The 14163-nt window shown below is 61.4% G+C and carries 14 protein-coding genes; 5 read left to right on the top strand and 9 right to left on the bottom strand.

From position 1 onward, the window contains the following. Positions 1-115: 115 nt before the first annotated feature. The 3 genes from DLM_RS21210 (at position 116) to DLM_RS21220 (ending at position 1888) form a co-directional block, all read left to right on the top strand. Positions 116-826, top strand: a complete 711-nt coding sequence (locus DLM_RS21210) for a glutathione S-transferase family protein (protein ID WP_089082914.1) — start codon at positions 116-118, stop codon at positions 824-826. A gap of 59 nt (positions 827-885) precedes the next feature. Further along, positions 886-1419 carry an arsinothricin resistance N-acetyltransferase ArsN1 family B gene (locus tag DLM_RS21215; RefSeq protein WP_197715468.1) on the top strand — a complete coding sequence of 178 codons (534 nt, stop codon included), beginning with the start codon at positions 886-888 and terminating at the stop codon, positions 1417-1419. Between the two features lie 106 nt (positions 1420-1525). After that, entirely contained in the window at positions 1526-1888 is a 363-nt protein-coding gene (locus DLM_RS21220; protein ID WP_089082913.1) for a cupin domain-containing protein, read from the top strand. A 76-nt stretch (positions 1889-1964) separates the two neighbouring features. On the opposite strand, the gene DLM_RS21225 is transcribed toward DLM_RS21220, so the two are convergent. Next, entirely contained in the window at positions 1965-2594 is a 630-nt protein-coding gene (locus DLM_RS21225) for a YceH family protein (protein ID WP_089082912.1), read from the bottom strand. Positions 2595-2758: 164 nt separating this feature from the next. Between DLM_RS21225 and DLM_RS21230 the strand changes: the two genes are divergently transcribed. Further along, complete coding sequence (locus DLM_RS21230) at positions 2759-3508, top strand: TlyA family RNA methyltransferase (protein ID WP_089082911.1); 750 nt, start codon at positions 2759-2761, stop codon at positions 3506-3508. 99 nt (positions 3509-3607) lie between these two features. Here DLM_RS21230 and DLM_RS21235 read toward each other — a convergent pair whose 3' ends face one another. Next, complete coding sequence (locus DLM_RS21235; RefSeq protein WP_089082910.1) at positions 3608-4066, bottom strand: universal stress protein; 459 nt, start codon at positions 4064-4066, stop codon at positions 3608-3610. 275 nt (positions 4067-4341) lie between these two features. On the opposite strand from DLM_RS21235, the gene DLM_RS21240 reads away from it, so the two are divergent. Further along, positions 4342-4656 (top strand): hypothetical protein, encoded by a 315-nt coding sequence (locus tag DLM_RS21240; protein ID WP_145985914.1) that lies wholly within the window; start codon positions 4342-4344, stop codon positions 4654-4656. A gap of 5 nt (positions 4657-4661) precedes the next feature. On the opposite strand, the gene ggt is transcribed toward DLM_RS21240, so the two are convergent. The 7 genes from ggt to DLM_RS21275 all read right to left on the bottom strand — a co-directional run bounded on the left by ggt (position 4662) and on the right by DLM_RS21275 (position 14108). After that, positions 4662-6380: a gamma-glutamyltransferase gene (gene ggt / locus DLM_RS21245; RefSeq protein WP_231959926.1), complete on the bottom strand. Its 1719-nt coding sequence runs from the start codon at positions 6378-6380 to the stop codon at positions 4662-4664. Positions 6381-6533: 153 nt separating this feature from the next. Continuing rightward, on the bottom strand, positions 6534-7886 hold the full coding sequence (locus DLM_RS21250; RefSeq protein WP_089082907.1) for a glutamine synthetase family protein: 1353 nt from the start codon (positions 7884-7886) through the stop codon (positions 6534-6536). A 212-nt stretch (positions 7887-8098) separates the two neighbouring features. Beyond that, positions 8099-9709, bottom strand: a complete 1611-nt coding sequence (locus DLM_RS21255) for a methyl-accepting chemotaxis protein (RefSeq protein WP_089082906.1) — start codon at positions 9707-9709, stop codon at positions 8099-8101. A gap of 164 nt (positions 9710-9873) precedes the next feature. After that, entirely contained in the window at positions 9874-11256 is a 1383-nt protein-coding gene (locus DLM_RS21260; protein ID WP_089082905.1) for a DUF2252 domain-containing protein, read from the bottom strand. A 365-nt stretch (positions 11257-11621) separates the two neighbouring features. After that, the gene (locus tag DLM_RS21265) at positions 11622-11981 is read right to left on the bottom strand and encodes a hypothetical protein (protein WP_089082904.1); all 360 of its coding nucleotides are present in this window, start codon (positions 11979-11981) and stop codon (positions 11622-11624) included. Positions 11982-12058: 77 nt separating this feature from the next. Next, positions 12059-12511, bottom strand: coding sequence for a DUF2214 family protein (locus DLM_RS21270; RefSeq protein WP_089082903.1), 453 nt, complete (start codon positions 12509-12511; stop codon positions 12059-12061). A gap of 337 nt (positions 12512-12848) precedes the next feature. After that, positions 12849-14108: a glutamate-5-semialdehyde dehydrogenase gene (locus DLM_RS21275; RefSeq protein ID WP_089082902.1), complete on the bottom strand. Its 1260-nt coding sequence runs from the start codon at positions 14106-14108 to the stop codon at positions 12849-12851. Between the last annotated feature and the right edge of the window lie 55 nt (positions 14109-14163).

Here is a 14163-nt window from a genome sequence, read left to right on the forward strand (position 1 = left end):
CAAAACCGCGTAGAGAAGCCGGGCCAAGGCGCGCCGACGCAGACCGTACAGCGAGTACGGCAAGGTGGCGCAACACAGGAGCGGCGGTTTTGTTAGCGAGTCTGAGGAGACGCCCGTGATCACCCTGTATACCTTCGGGCCGGCATTCGGCCTGCCCGACCCCAGCCCCTTTGTCATCAAGGCCGATATGCTGCTCAAGCTGTCCGGCCTGCCTTACCGCAAGCAGCGCGGCAGCATGCGCACCGCGCCCAAGGGCAAGCTGCCCTTTATTGACGATGACGGCACGCAAGTACCGGATTCCACCCTGATTCGCCTCTATCTGGCCAGCAAGCATGGCATCACGCTGGATGCCGGACTGTCCGAGGTCGACAAGGCCGTGGCCTGGAGCATGGAGTGCCTGTGCAGTGACCATCTGTACTGGTGCATCGTGCATGAGCGCTGGCTGGATGATGCGGTGTTTGCCCGCGGTCCGGGGGTGTTTTTCCAGCGCGTGCCATTCTTGCTGCGCGGCATGGTCATCCGCATGATCCGGCGCAAGGTGCGCGGCAATCTGCACGGCCAGGGCCTGGGCCGCTTCAGCCCGGAAGAACGCCAGCGCCTGCTGCAACTGGATATCGCCAGCTTGTCCACCCTGCTGGCCGACCAGCCCTATATGCTGGGTGCGGCCCCGTGCTGGCTGGACGCCACCGTGTTTGCCTTTCTTGCCTCGGCCCTGCTGGCCAATATGGGCGATACCCCCAGCCGGCAGTGCGTCAGCCAGTACCCTAATCTGGTGGCCTATGTGGCCCGTTTACGCCAGCAGTACTTCCCGGAATGGCAGGGGTAGTGATGACTGGCGTGATTCTTGCAAGCCATGCTGACCCCAGTCAGCCTGAAAGCCTTGCCATGAGCCGTGACATCCTGATCCGCCCCGCCACACCTGCTGATGCCGCGGCGATGGCCGCCATCTACAACCCCTACGTGCTGGACAGCACCATCAGCTTCGAAGAAGAAGCGGTGACGGTTGAGGAAATGGTGGCACGGCTGGAAAAAGTGCAGCAGCAAGGGCTGCCCTGGCTGGTGGTGGAGCTGCACGATGAGGTGCTGGGTTATGCCTATGCCACCCGCTGGCGGGTGCGTCATGCCTATCGCTATGCGGTGGAGACCTCGGTCTATTTTGCTGCGGAAGCGCGTGGGCAGGGCCTGGGAGGCCGTTTGTACCGCAGCTTGCTGCAAGCGCTGCGTAGCCTGGGGCTGCATATGGCGATTGCCGGCATCGCCCAGCCTAATCCGCCCAGCATCGCCCTGCATGAGAGCCTGGGGTTCCGCCAGGTAGCCACTTTTCATGAAGTAGGCTGGAAGGCCGAGCACTGGCTGGATGTGGGCTATTGGGAGTTGCGCCTGAACGAGGGGCCGCCCGCTGAGTCGGGCAATGCATGAGGCATGCCCGGTCCTGGCCCTTCCTTCACCAGTCTGGTGCGCATGGGATTTGCAGCATGGCCCGGTTTTGTGCAGAATTTGATCAAATAAAACAGGAGGCATTGTCATGACCCAGGCCAGCGACATCATTGTTTTCCAACGCAGCCCGGTACGGGTGGAGCAGTTTGCCGCAGCAGCGGACCGCCGCATCGAAGGTGAGTGCGTCCAGACGGTGGAAAACCATTATTCCGACCCCAGCGGTCAGTTCCATGCCGGTATCTGGAGTGGGGGCCGCGGCAGTTGGCGGGTGAAATATCATGAGCATGAGTTTTGCACCCTGCTGGAAGGCTATGTCCGCCTGACCGATACCCAGGGGGACAGTGTGGAACTGTTTGCCGGTGATCATTTTGTCATTCCAGCCGGCTTTGAAGGCGTGTGGGAAGTGCTGGAACCGGCGCGCAAGACCTACGCCATTTTCGAGCCCAAGTAAGCCATTCCGGCCAGACAGACAAAAGCCCCGCAGCGGCTGATACCGTGGCGGGGCTTGTTTATGCTGCGCCTGCCTGTCATTCGCCCAGGCTTTGCTCCAGTTGCTGCAGGCGCGCCTTGAGGGCGGCAACTTCGGCTTCCAGCGCGGCTACCCGCCCGGCAACGCCCACATCAATGACGGAGCCGGCGCTGATTTCCTGCGGGCTGGGTTCGCCACTGAGCAGATGGCACCAGCGTGCCTCGCGTTCCCCAGGCTGGCGTGGCAGTTTCTGTACCAGTGGCGGATATTTGTCGGCCAGTGCTTCCAGTGCCGTTTCCACTTCCTCCACGCCGGTAAAGCTGTAGATGCGGCCGGAGCGGGTGCGGATTTCGGCGCTGGTCTGCGGCCCGCGCAGCATCAGCAAGGCCAGCGCGGCCAGCCGCGCACCATCGATATTCCACTCATAATTCAGCCGGTGCTCATACTTGGCCACCCGGCTGCCGGCGGGCAGACGCTCGGCAATCAGTTTTCTGGCCTGCAAGCTGTCCAGCGCCCGGCTCAGGTCGGCATCGGACAACTGCATCACCGGCTCGCGGCTGGTGAGCTGATTGCAGGCGGAGGACAGACTGTTGAGCGTCAGCGGATAGGCGTCCGGCGTCAGCGCCTGTTTTTCGATCAGTGCGCCCAGCACGCGGACTTCGGCTGCGTCCAGTTGGTGTGTGTCCATCGTTGGCTCCTTGTTGCAATCTCTACATCATCGCACCAAGCAGGGCAGGCTACCAAGCCTTGTTCTCCCATGCTTGGCCGCTGGCCTGACACGGGTTGGCGCTTGACAGGCCGCGGCGGACTGGCCACCCTGTCGCCTTTTGAAAGACAAGCAAGGAAAACAGGATGAAGCGGGTAGATCTTCTGTTGGTGGAACAAGGACTTGCCACTTCGCGCACGGCGGCCCAACACCTGCTGGAATCCGGCCGGGTCAGCCTGAATGGGCAGACCATCAGCAAGGCCAGCAGCAAGTTTCCGGCGGGGACGCCGCTGGAAGTGCGGCCGGACCCGTCCGACCGCTTTGTCTCACGCGGTGGGCAGAAGCTGGATGCCGCCCTGCAGGCAGCCGGGCTGGATATCCAAGGCTGGCGGGTGCTGGACGTGGGCCAGTCCACTGGCGGGTTTACCGACTGCGTGCTGCAAGCCGGGGCTGCCCATGTGGTTGGCGTGGATGTGGGGCATGACCAGTTGCATCCGCGGCTGTGGGATGACCCGCGCGTACGTTGCTTTGAAGGGGTGAATGCGCGTGAGCTGGATCGCCAGCGCCTGTTGCAGGCCAATGACGGATTGCCTTTCGACCTGATGGTGTGCGATGTGTCCTTTATTTCGCTCACCCTGATCCTGCCATCTGCCTTGCCCTTGCTGGCTGACAACGGCTGCCTGCTGGGCCTGGTGAAACCGCAGTTCGAGGTGGGGCGCGGTGCCTTGGGCCATGGCGGCATCGTGCGCGATGAAAGCCTGTTTGACGGGGTGAAAGACAAGATCACCGACTGTCTGGACGAGCTGGACTGGAAGGTTGAGCGCTGGCTTGACAGCCCGATTACCGGTGCCGATGGCAACAAGGAATTCTTTGTGCTGGCCCGTCCGCTGTTCTGAACCGGCAAAGAAAATCCGCAGAGGCATTGGCACTCTGCGGATGGCACCCGCCACCTTGCCTGTGGCGTTGTGGTGCGGTGGGATGACAAAACCGATCTATCAGTCTTCGCTGCCGCGAACCACCAGCAAGGGGCAATGTGTCTTGCGCATGACATTTTCGGCAAAGCTGCCCAGCAGCAAATGCGCGAGGCCGGTACGGCCATGGGTGCCGATAACAATGAGTTCGGCATGACGGCTGTCGGCAAAGCGGATCAGTGCATCCGCCATATCCTTGCCGCCCTCCCAGCTTTCTGCAATATGGCAGTCTACCCGGCTGACCCCTTCATTGATTGCGCGCTTCTGCGCCTTGTCCAGCAAATCCCGCGCCTGGCGAAAGGCCAGATCGTGCAATTGATGGGTGTCCAGCGCACCCACTCCTTCGATGGCCATATCGCGCAAGCTGGCGACATGTACCAGGGAAATGGCAGAGGACGCAATTTTTGCAATCCTTATTGCTTCATCTAGTGCTTTTTCTGCGGTCTTGCTACCATCAACAGCAATCACGATATGTTGATACATGGCACACTCCTCGTAAAACCATCATGTCAGCCAGCCTGTTGTGCAGGTCGGCGCTGTCCGGGCGCCTGACTCGGGAGTCATCAGAAGGGCGCGACAGAATATTGTCTTTGTTTTTTTAGCATACTAGCCAGCGCTGGGCGGCTTCCCGAACTATTTGTTGGCCGCTTGATCTATAACAAGTTCAAGCAAAAAGTGCTGCCATTTGGTACTAATACGACAAATTGCATTATGATATTGGCTTGCGCCCAACCGATCAGGGAGACTGGTTTCACATCATGATGATCTTTGCTTTACTGTGTTTGCTGGCCATCGCAGCCATTGTTGCCTGGGGCCTGCAGTCCGGAAAACGTAAAAAAAACCAGCAAGTGGCCGATAGCCGCATTTACGCTGCACACACCCAGTCACGTCCGCTGGAGCCATTGGAGCACAGCACGGGCCACGCCTTTGGCCTGCTGCTGAAAGCCGCGCGGGGGGACCGCTCGGTGGTGGAAAAATGGATTACCAGCGAGCAACACCAGAATGTCCCGCCGCTTACCCGCGAGGGTGCGATCGAACAATTGGCACGCCGCCTGCAGGCCTCGCGTCGCTGACAGCCTTAATCTCCCAGCACCACGCCCTCGCGCCGCGGGTCGGCACCACCGACATAGCCATTTGTTGTCCTGACAATGGCCGACAGGCCACTGGTCATCTCGGTTTCTTCCACGCGATGGCCCAGTGCGCCCAGGCGCGCGCGCGCTGGCGTCAGCCCGCGCCCGCTTTCCAGTTCGGTTACGCCGTTGCGGTTGCCATAATGCGGCAGGCTGACCGCTTGCTGCGGGTCCAGTTTCCAGTCCAGCAGGCCCAGTAGCGTCTGGCTGACATAGCCGATGATCTGGCTGCCGCCCGGTGAGCCGGTGGCCAGCAGGAACTGCCCGCGGGCATCGAATACCACGGTAGGGGACATGCTGCTGCGTGGGCGCTTGCGTGCTTCCACCCGGTTGGCCACCGGCCTGCCGTCTTCATCCGGGCGGAAGGAAAAGTCGGTGAGCTGATTGTTGAGCAAAAAGCCCTTCACCATCAGCCGGCTGCCAAACTGGTCTTCGATGGAGCTGGTCATGCTGACCACCCGCCCGGCGCGATCCACAATGTTCAAATGCGAGGTAGAGGGCAGTTCCGGCGCGCTGTCCCGCCCATAGCGGCTGAGCCGGACGCCGGCGGGTTCCCCTGCCGTGGCGCGCCCCATGCTGCGGTCCGGGGCGATCAGCAGGCTGCGTTGTTGCAGGTAGTCGCGGCTGACCAGCGCCTGGCTGGGGACGGCGACAAAGTCAGGATCGGCCAGATAGCGGTTGCGGTCGGCAAAAGCCAGCTTGTTGGCCTCGGCAAACAGGTGGATGGTGTCACTGCCGGTGGGTGACATGCTGGCCAGGGGGAAGCGCTGCAGCATGCCCAGCATTTGCAAAACCGCAACCCCGCCGGAGCTTGGCGCATCCATGCCGCACACCTGCCAGCTACGATACGGGCCGCACAGCGGTTGGCGTTCGATGGCCTGGTAGGCTGCCAGATCCGCCGCCAGCATGCGGCCGGGGTTGACCGGATGCTGGTTGACTGCGCTGATGATGGCGCTGGCGATTTCTCCCTGGTAAAACGCTGCCGGGCCTTGTCTGGCCAGTAGTTCCAGCGTGGCGGCATAGTCCGGGTTTTTCAGCAGGCTGCCCACCGGCAGCGGCTTGCCATCAGCCTGATAGAAATAAGCCCGCGCCTGTGGGTCTTGTTGCAAGAAGCGCTCCTTGCCCAGCAAGGCATGCAGGCGCGGTGATACGGCAAAACCATTGCGCGCCAGCGTAATGGCCGGCTGGAACAGGCTGGCCCAGGGCAGTTTGCCGCCACGTTGATGCGCCAGCTTCAGCATGGCCACCACACCGGGTACGCCAACCGAACGCCCGCCCACCACGGCGCGGTAAAAATCCATGGTCTTACCGTCGGCCTGCAGAAACAAGCGGCTATCTGCCGTGGCTGGTGCCGTTTCGCGGCCATCAAAGCTGGTGAGCTTGCGGCCATCGAAATACAGCATGAAAGCACCGCCGCCGATGCCGGAGGATTGTGGCTCGGTCAGCCCCAGCACCAGTTGTGCGGCGATGGCAGCGTCAATGGCACTGCCGCCACGGCGCAAGATATCGCGCGCCGCTGCACTGGCGTAGGGATTGGCCGTGCTGACCATGCTGTGACGGCTGTAAACGGCAGGGCGGGTCTGAAAGCCGCTGGCCGCTTCCGGTGCCGCGGTATCGGCCTGTGCGCACAGCGGCAGCAGCAACAAGAGCAGGGCAGTAAAACGCATGGTCATTCCTCGGGGACAGGGTTGGCAGTCTGGTCTGGACAGGACAACAGCATGGTGGCTCAGGTGTGCGGCAGGGTCAATCCAGCGTGGTCGGCATGAAAAAAGCTGCCAGCCGCAACAGGGCGGCGGGCAGCTTGGCAGGCTGGCGGAGGATCAGGCCAGCGTGGTCAGGTACTGGCGTTCCCAGGCGGTAATCTGGTTGTGATAGTGGCTCAGCTCGATGTCCTTCACTGCCAGATAGGCATCGGTGAATGCCTGACCGAACAGCCGCTTGGCGGTGTCGTGCGCGGCCATCAGGGCGCAGGCGGCATCCAGGGTGTTGGGCAGGGTGGCAGCGTCGTCGCTGTTGAAGACATTGCCCACCGCAGCCTCAGTCGGGCTGCGCTTTTCTTCCACACCCAGCAGGCCGGCGCCCAGGCTGGCGGCCAGCGACAGATAGGGGTTGGCATCGCAGCCGGGCAGGCGGTTTTCCACGCGGCGGGCGGCCGGGCCGGATACCGGCACGCGGATGCCCACCGAGCGGTTATCCACCCCCCAACTGACATTGACCGGCGCGGCCAGGCCCTTGACGAAGCGGCGGAAGGAGTTGGGGCTGGGGCAGAACAGCGGCATCAGGTGCGGCAGGTATTGCTGCAGGCCGCCAATGTAGTGGAAGAAGTCCGGGCTGGCTTCGCCATCGGCCAGGCTGAACACATTGTTGCCCTGGCCATCCACCACGCTCTGGTGCAAGTGCATGGAGCTGCCGGGCTGACCGGACAGCGGTTTGGCCATGCACACCACGTTCAGCCCGTGCTGGTAGCCGATTTCCTTCAGCGCATATTTGAACAGGAAGGTCTGGTCGGCCAGTTCCAGCGCATTGCCGTGCTTGAGGTTGATCTCGAACTGGCTGGGGCCCATTTCATGCACATAGGTATCGGTGTCGATGCCCAGTTGTGTACAGGCGCGGTACAGATCGTCGAAGAAGGGTTCGAGGTCGTTCAGGGTGGAAAAGCTGAAGGCATCGAAGCCGCTTTCACGACGGCCGGTGCGCAGCGCCGGTGCCTGGTAGGGCTGATCGGCATCGGCATGGGCGGCAAAAATGTAGAACTCCAGCTCCGGTGCCACTACCGGGGTCCAGCCGCGCGCCTGATAGCGGGCCAGGATGTTTTTCAGCGCCGAGCGCGGGGCCAGCGGCGACAGGCTGCCATCGTGGTCGATGTTGTCGCACACCACCAGCGCGCGCGGGGTTTTGGCCCAGGGAACGGGGCGCAGGGTGGCAAAGTCCGGGCGCAGTACCACGTCCGGATCGTTCTCGCCGTAAAACCGGTAATCGGGAAATTCGCCCACGCAGGTCTGAATGGCCACGGCGCGGGCAATGCGCAATTCCTGGCCCTTGATCAGCGCCTGGGCGGGCAGGGTTTTGCCGCGCGGAAATCCGCTGACATCGGCAAAAGCCAGTTCAACGTCGCGGACGTTATGTTGCGTCAACCATTCGGCCTGAGCGGCCGTGATGGAGAGTTGGGACATGCAGGTCTCCCTTGGAGCGTTCTGGATTGTGTCATCGATCTGCCTGTCTGTCGGTCATGCATTTTTTTGATTTTGCGGGCGTTGCCCTGTGGGCATTATGCCACTGGCAGGGGGGAGGGCAAGCGCAGCTTCGCCTGCTTGTTGTCCGGTGGCTGCAATACAAATGCCCCGCACACAGGCGGGGCCGGGTATGGACTGCCTTTGCCGTGGAATCAGATGCGGAAGCGCGAAACCGATTCGTGAAGCTGGCGGGCGTGGTTGTCGATATTGTGCATGGCCTGCACCGCCAGTTGGACCGAGGTTTGGGTTTCTTCCACCACACCGGCCACCTGCTCCACGCTGACGGCAATATTGGCACCGGCCTGGCTTTGTTCGGTCATGGCGCTGACCACGGCATGCAGGCTTTCCAGGGCGGCATGGGCCTGGCGGCTGATGGTATCCAACGTTTCTGCGGCCTGGTTGGCCTTGCCCACGCCCAGTTGCACCGCCGGACGGATTTCCTCCATGCGGCCTGCCACCGTGCCGGTTTCGTTGACTACCGCCTGGACGATGTGGGTGATTTCATCAGTGGCGGTCGCGGTGCGCTCGGCCAGTTTGCGCACTTCATCGGCCACCACGGCAAAGCCACGGCCCATTTCACCGGCGCGTGCTGCTTCGATGGCGGCATTCAGTGCCAGCAGGTTGGTCTGGTTGGCAATGTCGCGGATGGTTTCGGCAATGCCGCTGATGTTGCGGGTGCGTTCGGCCAGGCTGCCCACCAGCTCGCTGACATCCACCACTTGCGTGGCAATGGATTCGATGCCGCTGGCGGCCTCCTTGGCCACGACTTCGCCCTCGCGCGCCAGTTGGCTGGAACGGCGGGCTCCTTCTTCCGAGCCGCTGGCATTGTCCTTGACATGGTCGATACTGACTGACAACTGCTCGATGGAAGCTGCTGCGGAGGCGGTGGAGTTGCTGGCAATGCCAGACACTTCGTCCACTTTTTGCATCTGTTCGGACAATTGCTGGCCGGCCTGGCCGATGTCGTCGGTGGAGCGGCGAATCTGACTGATCATGTCACGCAGCTTGTGCTGCATTTCCTGCATGGCGGCCAGCAGGCTTTGTGGCGGGCCGTTGACCTCGATCTGTTCGGTCAGATTGCCCTGTGCGATCTGGCGTACCACCTGGGCGGCATAGGCCGGCTCCCCGCCCAGTGAGCGGATGATGCTGCGCGACATGGCGGTGCCCAGCAATACCAGTGCAATCACGGCAACCGCGCTGAGAATCAGCAATACCGTGCCTTGCTTCCAGAACAGCGCATCGATGTCATCGATGAAGAAACCGGTGCCAACCGTCCAGCCCCAGGGGTCGAAACGCACCACGCCGTTGAGCTTGGGCAGTTGCTCCTTGCTGGCCCCGCGCGAGGTGAGGATGGTGACAATGCCGTAATGGTCTTTTTGCAGTGCTTCGTCATACACCGCTACCGTGGTACGGCCATCCGGTACCGTGCTGCCCATGTCCACCTTGCCTTCACGCTCGGCCTTGGGGTGCAGTACCAGGCGGTTGTCCTTGTCGCGGGCAAAGAAGTAAATATCGTTTACTTTCATTGCCTTGAGCGATTTTCGCGCCATTTCCTGCGCCTGCTGGCGTGTCAGCTTGCCGCTGGCTTCCTGCTTGGCATAGTAGTCCAGCGTGTTTTCCGCCATGCGCAGCAGCAGGGTGATCTGCTCGTGCTTTTCACTTTGCAGTGTGCTGCGGGTGGTATACAGCGAAGTGCCGGCCAGCACGATCAGGGCAATGAGGCTGGCGGCAATGATGATGAGGAGGCGAGTGTTGACGCGCACGATAGGTTTCCCGATAGCTGGAGTTGTTATTGTAATGTGAGTCTGATTTTTGCAAATGGCATTAATAAATACACCGCCGCAGTATTAATACTAGATGTAGCAGTCGCGAGGATAAACTGCTGAAAACCCCAACGTCCTCACGACAGGCCCGGCAGTTTATTTACTTATAGCTCGTGTTTTGCCAGAGCTGCAGTAAAAACAGAAAAATCACGTTTAACCTGATCGGCATAGGCCAGCGCATAACTGGCAATGGCTTGGTCGAACTTGTCCGACTGGCCGATGTAACCCGCCAGTTCGGCCGCTTGTCCGCTGGATTTGGCATGGGCGCGGGCCAGGGCCCAGGCGCAGGCCTGCCCAAAGGCGATGAGACTTTCGTTATTGCCAAACGACTCCAGCGATGGTGCGGCTTTCATGTCGCGCAGCTGGCGCACGTAGAAGTGTCGGTCGCCAGGGCCGGTGGTCCAGCCCAGAAACAGATCGCTGGCCGCCTGCATCAGGCGTTGGCCAAACACCACCCGTTTGCCCTGGTGGCCGTGTATGCATTGCTGGGTGTAGGGCTCCAGCACCGAATTGCGCGCTTCTTTCAGTTGCAGGAATAGCGGCTGGTCGTAACTGTCCTGCAGCAGCATCACCAGGCAGCGGGTGCCGACACTGCCCACGCCCACCACCTTGAAAGCGGCATCCACCAGACGGAAGCGTTCCAGCAGGGTGCGGCGGTCCTCCTTGAGGGTATGGCTGTAGCGTGCCAGCATGGGTTGCAACAGTTCCTGGTATTGATCGTCGCCCAGCCAGTGTTCGTCATTGCCCCACACCTGGTCCTGTTGCTGCATGTGGAAGATGACCGGTGGATCGTCACGCAGGCGCAGATTGCCGTTATCCAGCACCGTCATTTTCGGTAGCAGCTTTTCCTGGGTCTGCCCCCTGGCCTTGTCCGCCAGTTTGAGCAACTGCTGGCGGATGCTGTCGTTGGGCGCTCGCGTCAGTAGCTGTTCGAAACCAACCTTGCTATACCACAGCTCCAACTGGCTGATACGCGCATAGTCCTGCATGCGTCGCCGGTAGGTTCCCACCAACTGGCATACCGCACGGGCGGCCACTTCATCGCTGAAGCCGTGTTCTCGCGCGGCCAGTACCACGCTCACCGCCAGCCGTTTGACATCCCATTCCCACGGGCCGTGATGGGTTTCGTCGAAATCGTTGATGTCAAACATCAGCTGGCGTTCGGGCGAGGCAAAAAAACCGTAGTTCATCAGGTGTGCATCACCGCATAGCTGCAGCCGCATGCCACTGGACGGGCCGCAGGCCAGGTCTGCGGCCTGGATCATGGCCATGCCACGGAAAAAGGTAAACGGCGAGGCCTGCATGCGCTGATAGCGCAGCGGTACCAGCCCCGGCACCCGGCCTGCCGAGGTCTGGCGCAACATCGACACCACATCGCGTTGCGGGTGGAGCACGCAGTCGGCCTGGCGCGTGCGTGGGCATTGTTCCCTGCGCGCCCTGCCGGCGGCAAGGCGTTCTTCATATTGCTGATGGGCGATGGAGGGCATGGCGCTGTTCCGGAAAAATGACAATCAGCCCCAGTGTAATCGTCCAGTCATGAAAATTTGATGATGTGATGTCATCCCGCTGCATCCGCAGGATATTGGCATGCTGTCGGGTACCACGGTGGAGGAGGGGATATGTGCGGGCAGCGGCTGTTTGCCTATGTACTTATCCACAGAATGATGCACAGGCTATGCACAGTATCCACTGCCCCGAGCATACCGGACAGCTTGTACACAAGCTGTCTTGTCACCACTGCCGGGCCTTGTCACGTATTGCGCGCGGCCAGCCTGGCTTATGCACAGCTTGTTCAGGGTTTATCCCAGATGTCCACAGTTGATGGGGTATTCCGGATTTAATCCACAGGCCGTTATTCGGCACAGCGCTTGATCAGCCGCAGCCAGGGCGGGGTCAGTGGAATGCCGTTCTGGTCCACTTGCAACTGGCTGCCTTCCCCTTGTGGGTGGATGTCCACTTGCAGGCTGGTCTTGGCACTCACCGGGTTGAGCAGGCGGATGGATTCGCCCTTGTCGGGCGCGGTTTCGCGCTTGACGTAGTCATCAGGAATTTTCAGACGGCGTATGCCCTGCTGCAGGCAATCGGCAATCTGGGTGGGCGGCTTGTCGGAAGACAGTTGCAGCGTGCTGTCGGCATGGGCGGCCAGGCTGGTAAGGAGAGCGAGGGCAAACAGCAGGCCGCGCAGGAAACGGGAAGCAGTCTGTGGTGGCATGGTGATGACTCCGGCAGGTAATAGCCGATGGAGAGGCGGGATGGTCTGCTGGTTCCTGCCGACCACCCCGGCAGATGTTAAAGAGTGTTGAACAATCCGGCGCGCAGCGCGGTGGAAATCACCAGCAGCAGCAATAGCATGAACAACTGGCGACGGCTGTGACGTTGCAACTGGCTGCGGATTTCCTCTGTTGGCAGGCGTCCGCGATCCAGTCTTTGCCGGCATTGCCGTATCAATGGCCGGCTACGCCATTCCTGCAGCAGCAACAGGGCCAAGGCCAAGGATTTGGCCAAGGCCAGCGGGAGCGGTTTGCCCTGTGACCACAGCATGGCCATATGGCTGAACGCCAGCGCGCTGCCACTGACAAGCCACAGCAGCAGGGACAGACACCACCAGTTGTCGGCCCGCAGACTGCGCTGTACCGCAGGGGCGTCCGGTGTGGCGGCCAGATTGCGGCCGCGTGCGGCGATGGCACCCAGGCCGCAGCCCAGCGCCAGCAGATGAAGCGTGGCAAACAGCCATTGCAGCATGATGACCCCCCGGTCCGCCAAGTTTTCCTACACTAGAGAAGCCGTTGCAGGCTGGCAAGCGGTGGGCGGATTTTGTCCCGGTCCCCGGCCGGCCTGTGGGGAAATTGCCGCTGCCGGTGCATGTGGCAGGCACAAAAAAACCGGCCGGGGCCGGTTTTCTCAGGCTGCAGACAAAGTAATTTGATACGATTGCACTGGACCCGGCAAAGCCGGTCCTTTCGAATAAGTATTTGATTTCACAGCCTTACCCATCTGATCCCAATCCCCCCGCCCTTGCCCTGCAAGGGAGCCTCGCTTTCCTTTCGGAAAGCGAGAGGGGGCCAACCGTCAGTCCGGCTTAGCCGCGCACCTGGCCATCACCCAGCACCACCCATTTCTGGCTGGTCAGCCCTTCCAGTCCCACCGGGCCGCGGGCGTGGATCTTGTCGGTGGAGATGCCGATTTCCGCACCCAGGCCATATTCGAAGCCATCGGCAAAGCGGGTGCTGGCATTCACCATCACGCTGGAGGAATCCACCTCGCGCAGGAAGCGACGGGCGCGGCCGTAGTCTTCGCTGACGATGGCATCGGTGTGGTGGCTGCCGTAGTGGTTGATGTGCTCGATGGCTTCGTCCAGATCCTTCACCACTTTGATGGCCAGAATCGGCGCGGAGTATTCGGTAAACCAGTCGTCTTCCGTCGCGGCCACTACCTGGTCACCCAGGATGGCGCGGGTGCGTTCGCAGCCACGCAGTTCCACGCCCTTTTCCCAGTAGGCTTCAGCCAGACGCGGCAGGATGAATTCGGCAAACGCGGTGTGTACCAGCAGGGTTTCCATGGTGTTGCACGGTGCATAGCGCTGGGTCTTGGCATTCATGGCGATATTGAAGGCCTTGTCCGGATTGGCGGTGTCGTCGATATAGACATGACAATTGCCATCCAGATGCTTGATCACCGGCACGCGTGCTTCGGCGCTGATGCGGGCGATCAGGCTCTTGCCGCCACGCGGCACAATCACGTCGACGTATTGCTGCATGGTGATCAACTCGCCCACGGCGGCGCGGTCGGTGGTTTCCACCACCTGCACCACTTCGGCGGGCAGGCCGGCCACGCGCAGGCCTTCGCTGACACAGGCTGCAATGGCCTGGTTGCTGTGGAAGGCTTCCGAGCCGCCACGCAAGATGGTGGCATTGCCGGACTTCAGGCACAGGCCGGCGGCATCGGCGGTGACATTGGGGCGGGCTTCGTAAATGATGCCCACCACGCCCAGCGGCACGCGCATCTTGCCCAACTGGATGCCGGAAGGACGGTAGCAGAAGTCGTCCATTTCACCCACCGGGTCCGGCAGGGCGGCGATCTGGCGCAGGCCTTCGGCCATGCTGGCCACGGTGGCTTCACTCAGTGCCAGACGGTCGATGAAGGCGGCATCCAGCCCGGCGGCGCGGGCGGCGTCCAGGTCTTGCTGGTTGGCGGCCAACAGTTTGGTGCTGTCACGCACGATGGCATCGGCCATGGCATTGAGCGCCTGGTTTTTCTGGCGGGTATCGGCCTTGGCAATGGCGCGGCTGGCTTTGCGCGCCGCCTGGCCGACGCGCTGCATGTAGTCCTTCACATTCATGGCGGATGTCCTGAAACAGATCTCGACGGGGTAGTCAGCCAGATTACCGCAAAAC

This window comes from Aquitalea magnusonii, from assembly GCF_002217795.2.
GTDB lineage: Bacteria > Pseudomonadota > Gammaproteobacteria > Burkholderiales > Chromobacteriaceae > Aquitalea > Aquitalea magnusonii_B.

Excerpts from the sequence above, each read along its gene's own strand:
- DLM_RS21215 (WP_197715468.1), top strand. The coding sequence starts at position 886 with ATGAGCCGTGACATCCTGATCCGCCCCGCCACACCTGCTGATGCCGCG.
- DLM_RS21220 (WP_089082913.1), top strand. The coding sequence starts at position 1,526 with ATGACCCAGGCCAGCGACATCATTGTTTTCCAACGCAGCCCGGTACGG.
- DLM_RS21225 (WP_089082912.1), bottom strand. The coding sequence starts at position 2,594 with ATGGACACACACCAACTGGACGCAGCCGAAGTCCGCGTGCTGGGCGCA.
- DLM_RS21230 (WP_089082911.1), top strand. The coding sequence starts at position 2,759 with ATGAAGCGGGTAGATCTTCTGTTGGTGGAACAAGGACTTGCCACTTCG.
- DLM_RS21235 (WP_089082910.1), bottom strand. The coding sequence starts at position 4,066 with ATGTATCAACATATCGTGATTGCTGTTGATGGTAGCAAGACCGCAGAA.
- DLM_RS21240 (WP_145985914.1), top strand. The coding sequence starts at position 4,342 with ATGATGATCTTTGCTTTACTGTGTTTGCTGGCCATCGCAGCCATTGTT.
- ggt (WP_231959926.1), bottom strand. The coding sequence starts at position 6,380 with ATGCGTTTTACTGCCCTGCTCTTGTTGCTGCTGCCGCTGTGCGCACAG.
- DLM_RS21250 (WP_089082907.1), bottom strand. The coding sequence starts at position 7,886 with ATGTCCCAACTCTCCATCACGGCCGCTCAGGCCGAATGGTTGACGCAA.
- DLM_RS21260 (WP_089082905.1), bottom strand. The coding sequence starts at position 11,256 with ATGCCCTCCATCGCCCATCAGCAATATGAAGAACGCCTTGCCGCCGGC.
- DLM_RS21265 (WP_089082904.1), bottom strand. The coding sequence starts at position 11,981 with ATGCCACCACAGACTGCTTCCCGTTTCCTGCGCGGCCTGCTGTTTGCC.
- DLM_RS21270 (WP_089082903.1), bottom strand. The coding sequence starts at position 12,511 with ATGCTGCAATGGCTGTTTGCCACGCTTCATCTGCTGGCGCTGGGCTGC.
- DLM_RS21275 (WP_089082902.1), bottom strand. The coding sequence starts at position 14,108 with ATGAATGTGAAGGACTACATGCAGCGCGTCGGCCAGGCGGCGCGCAAA.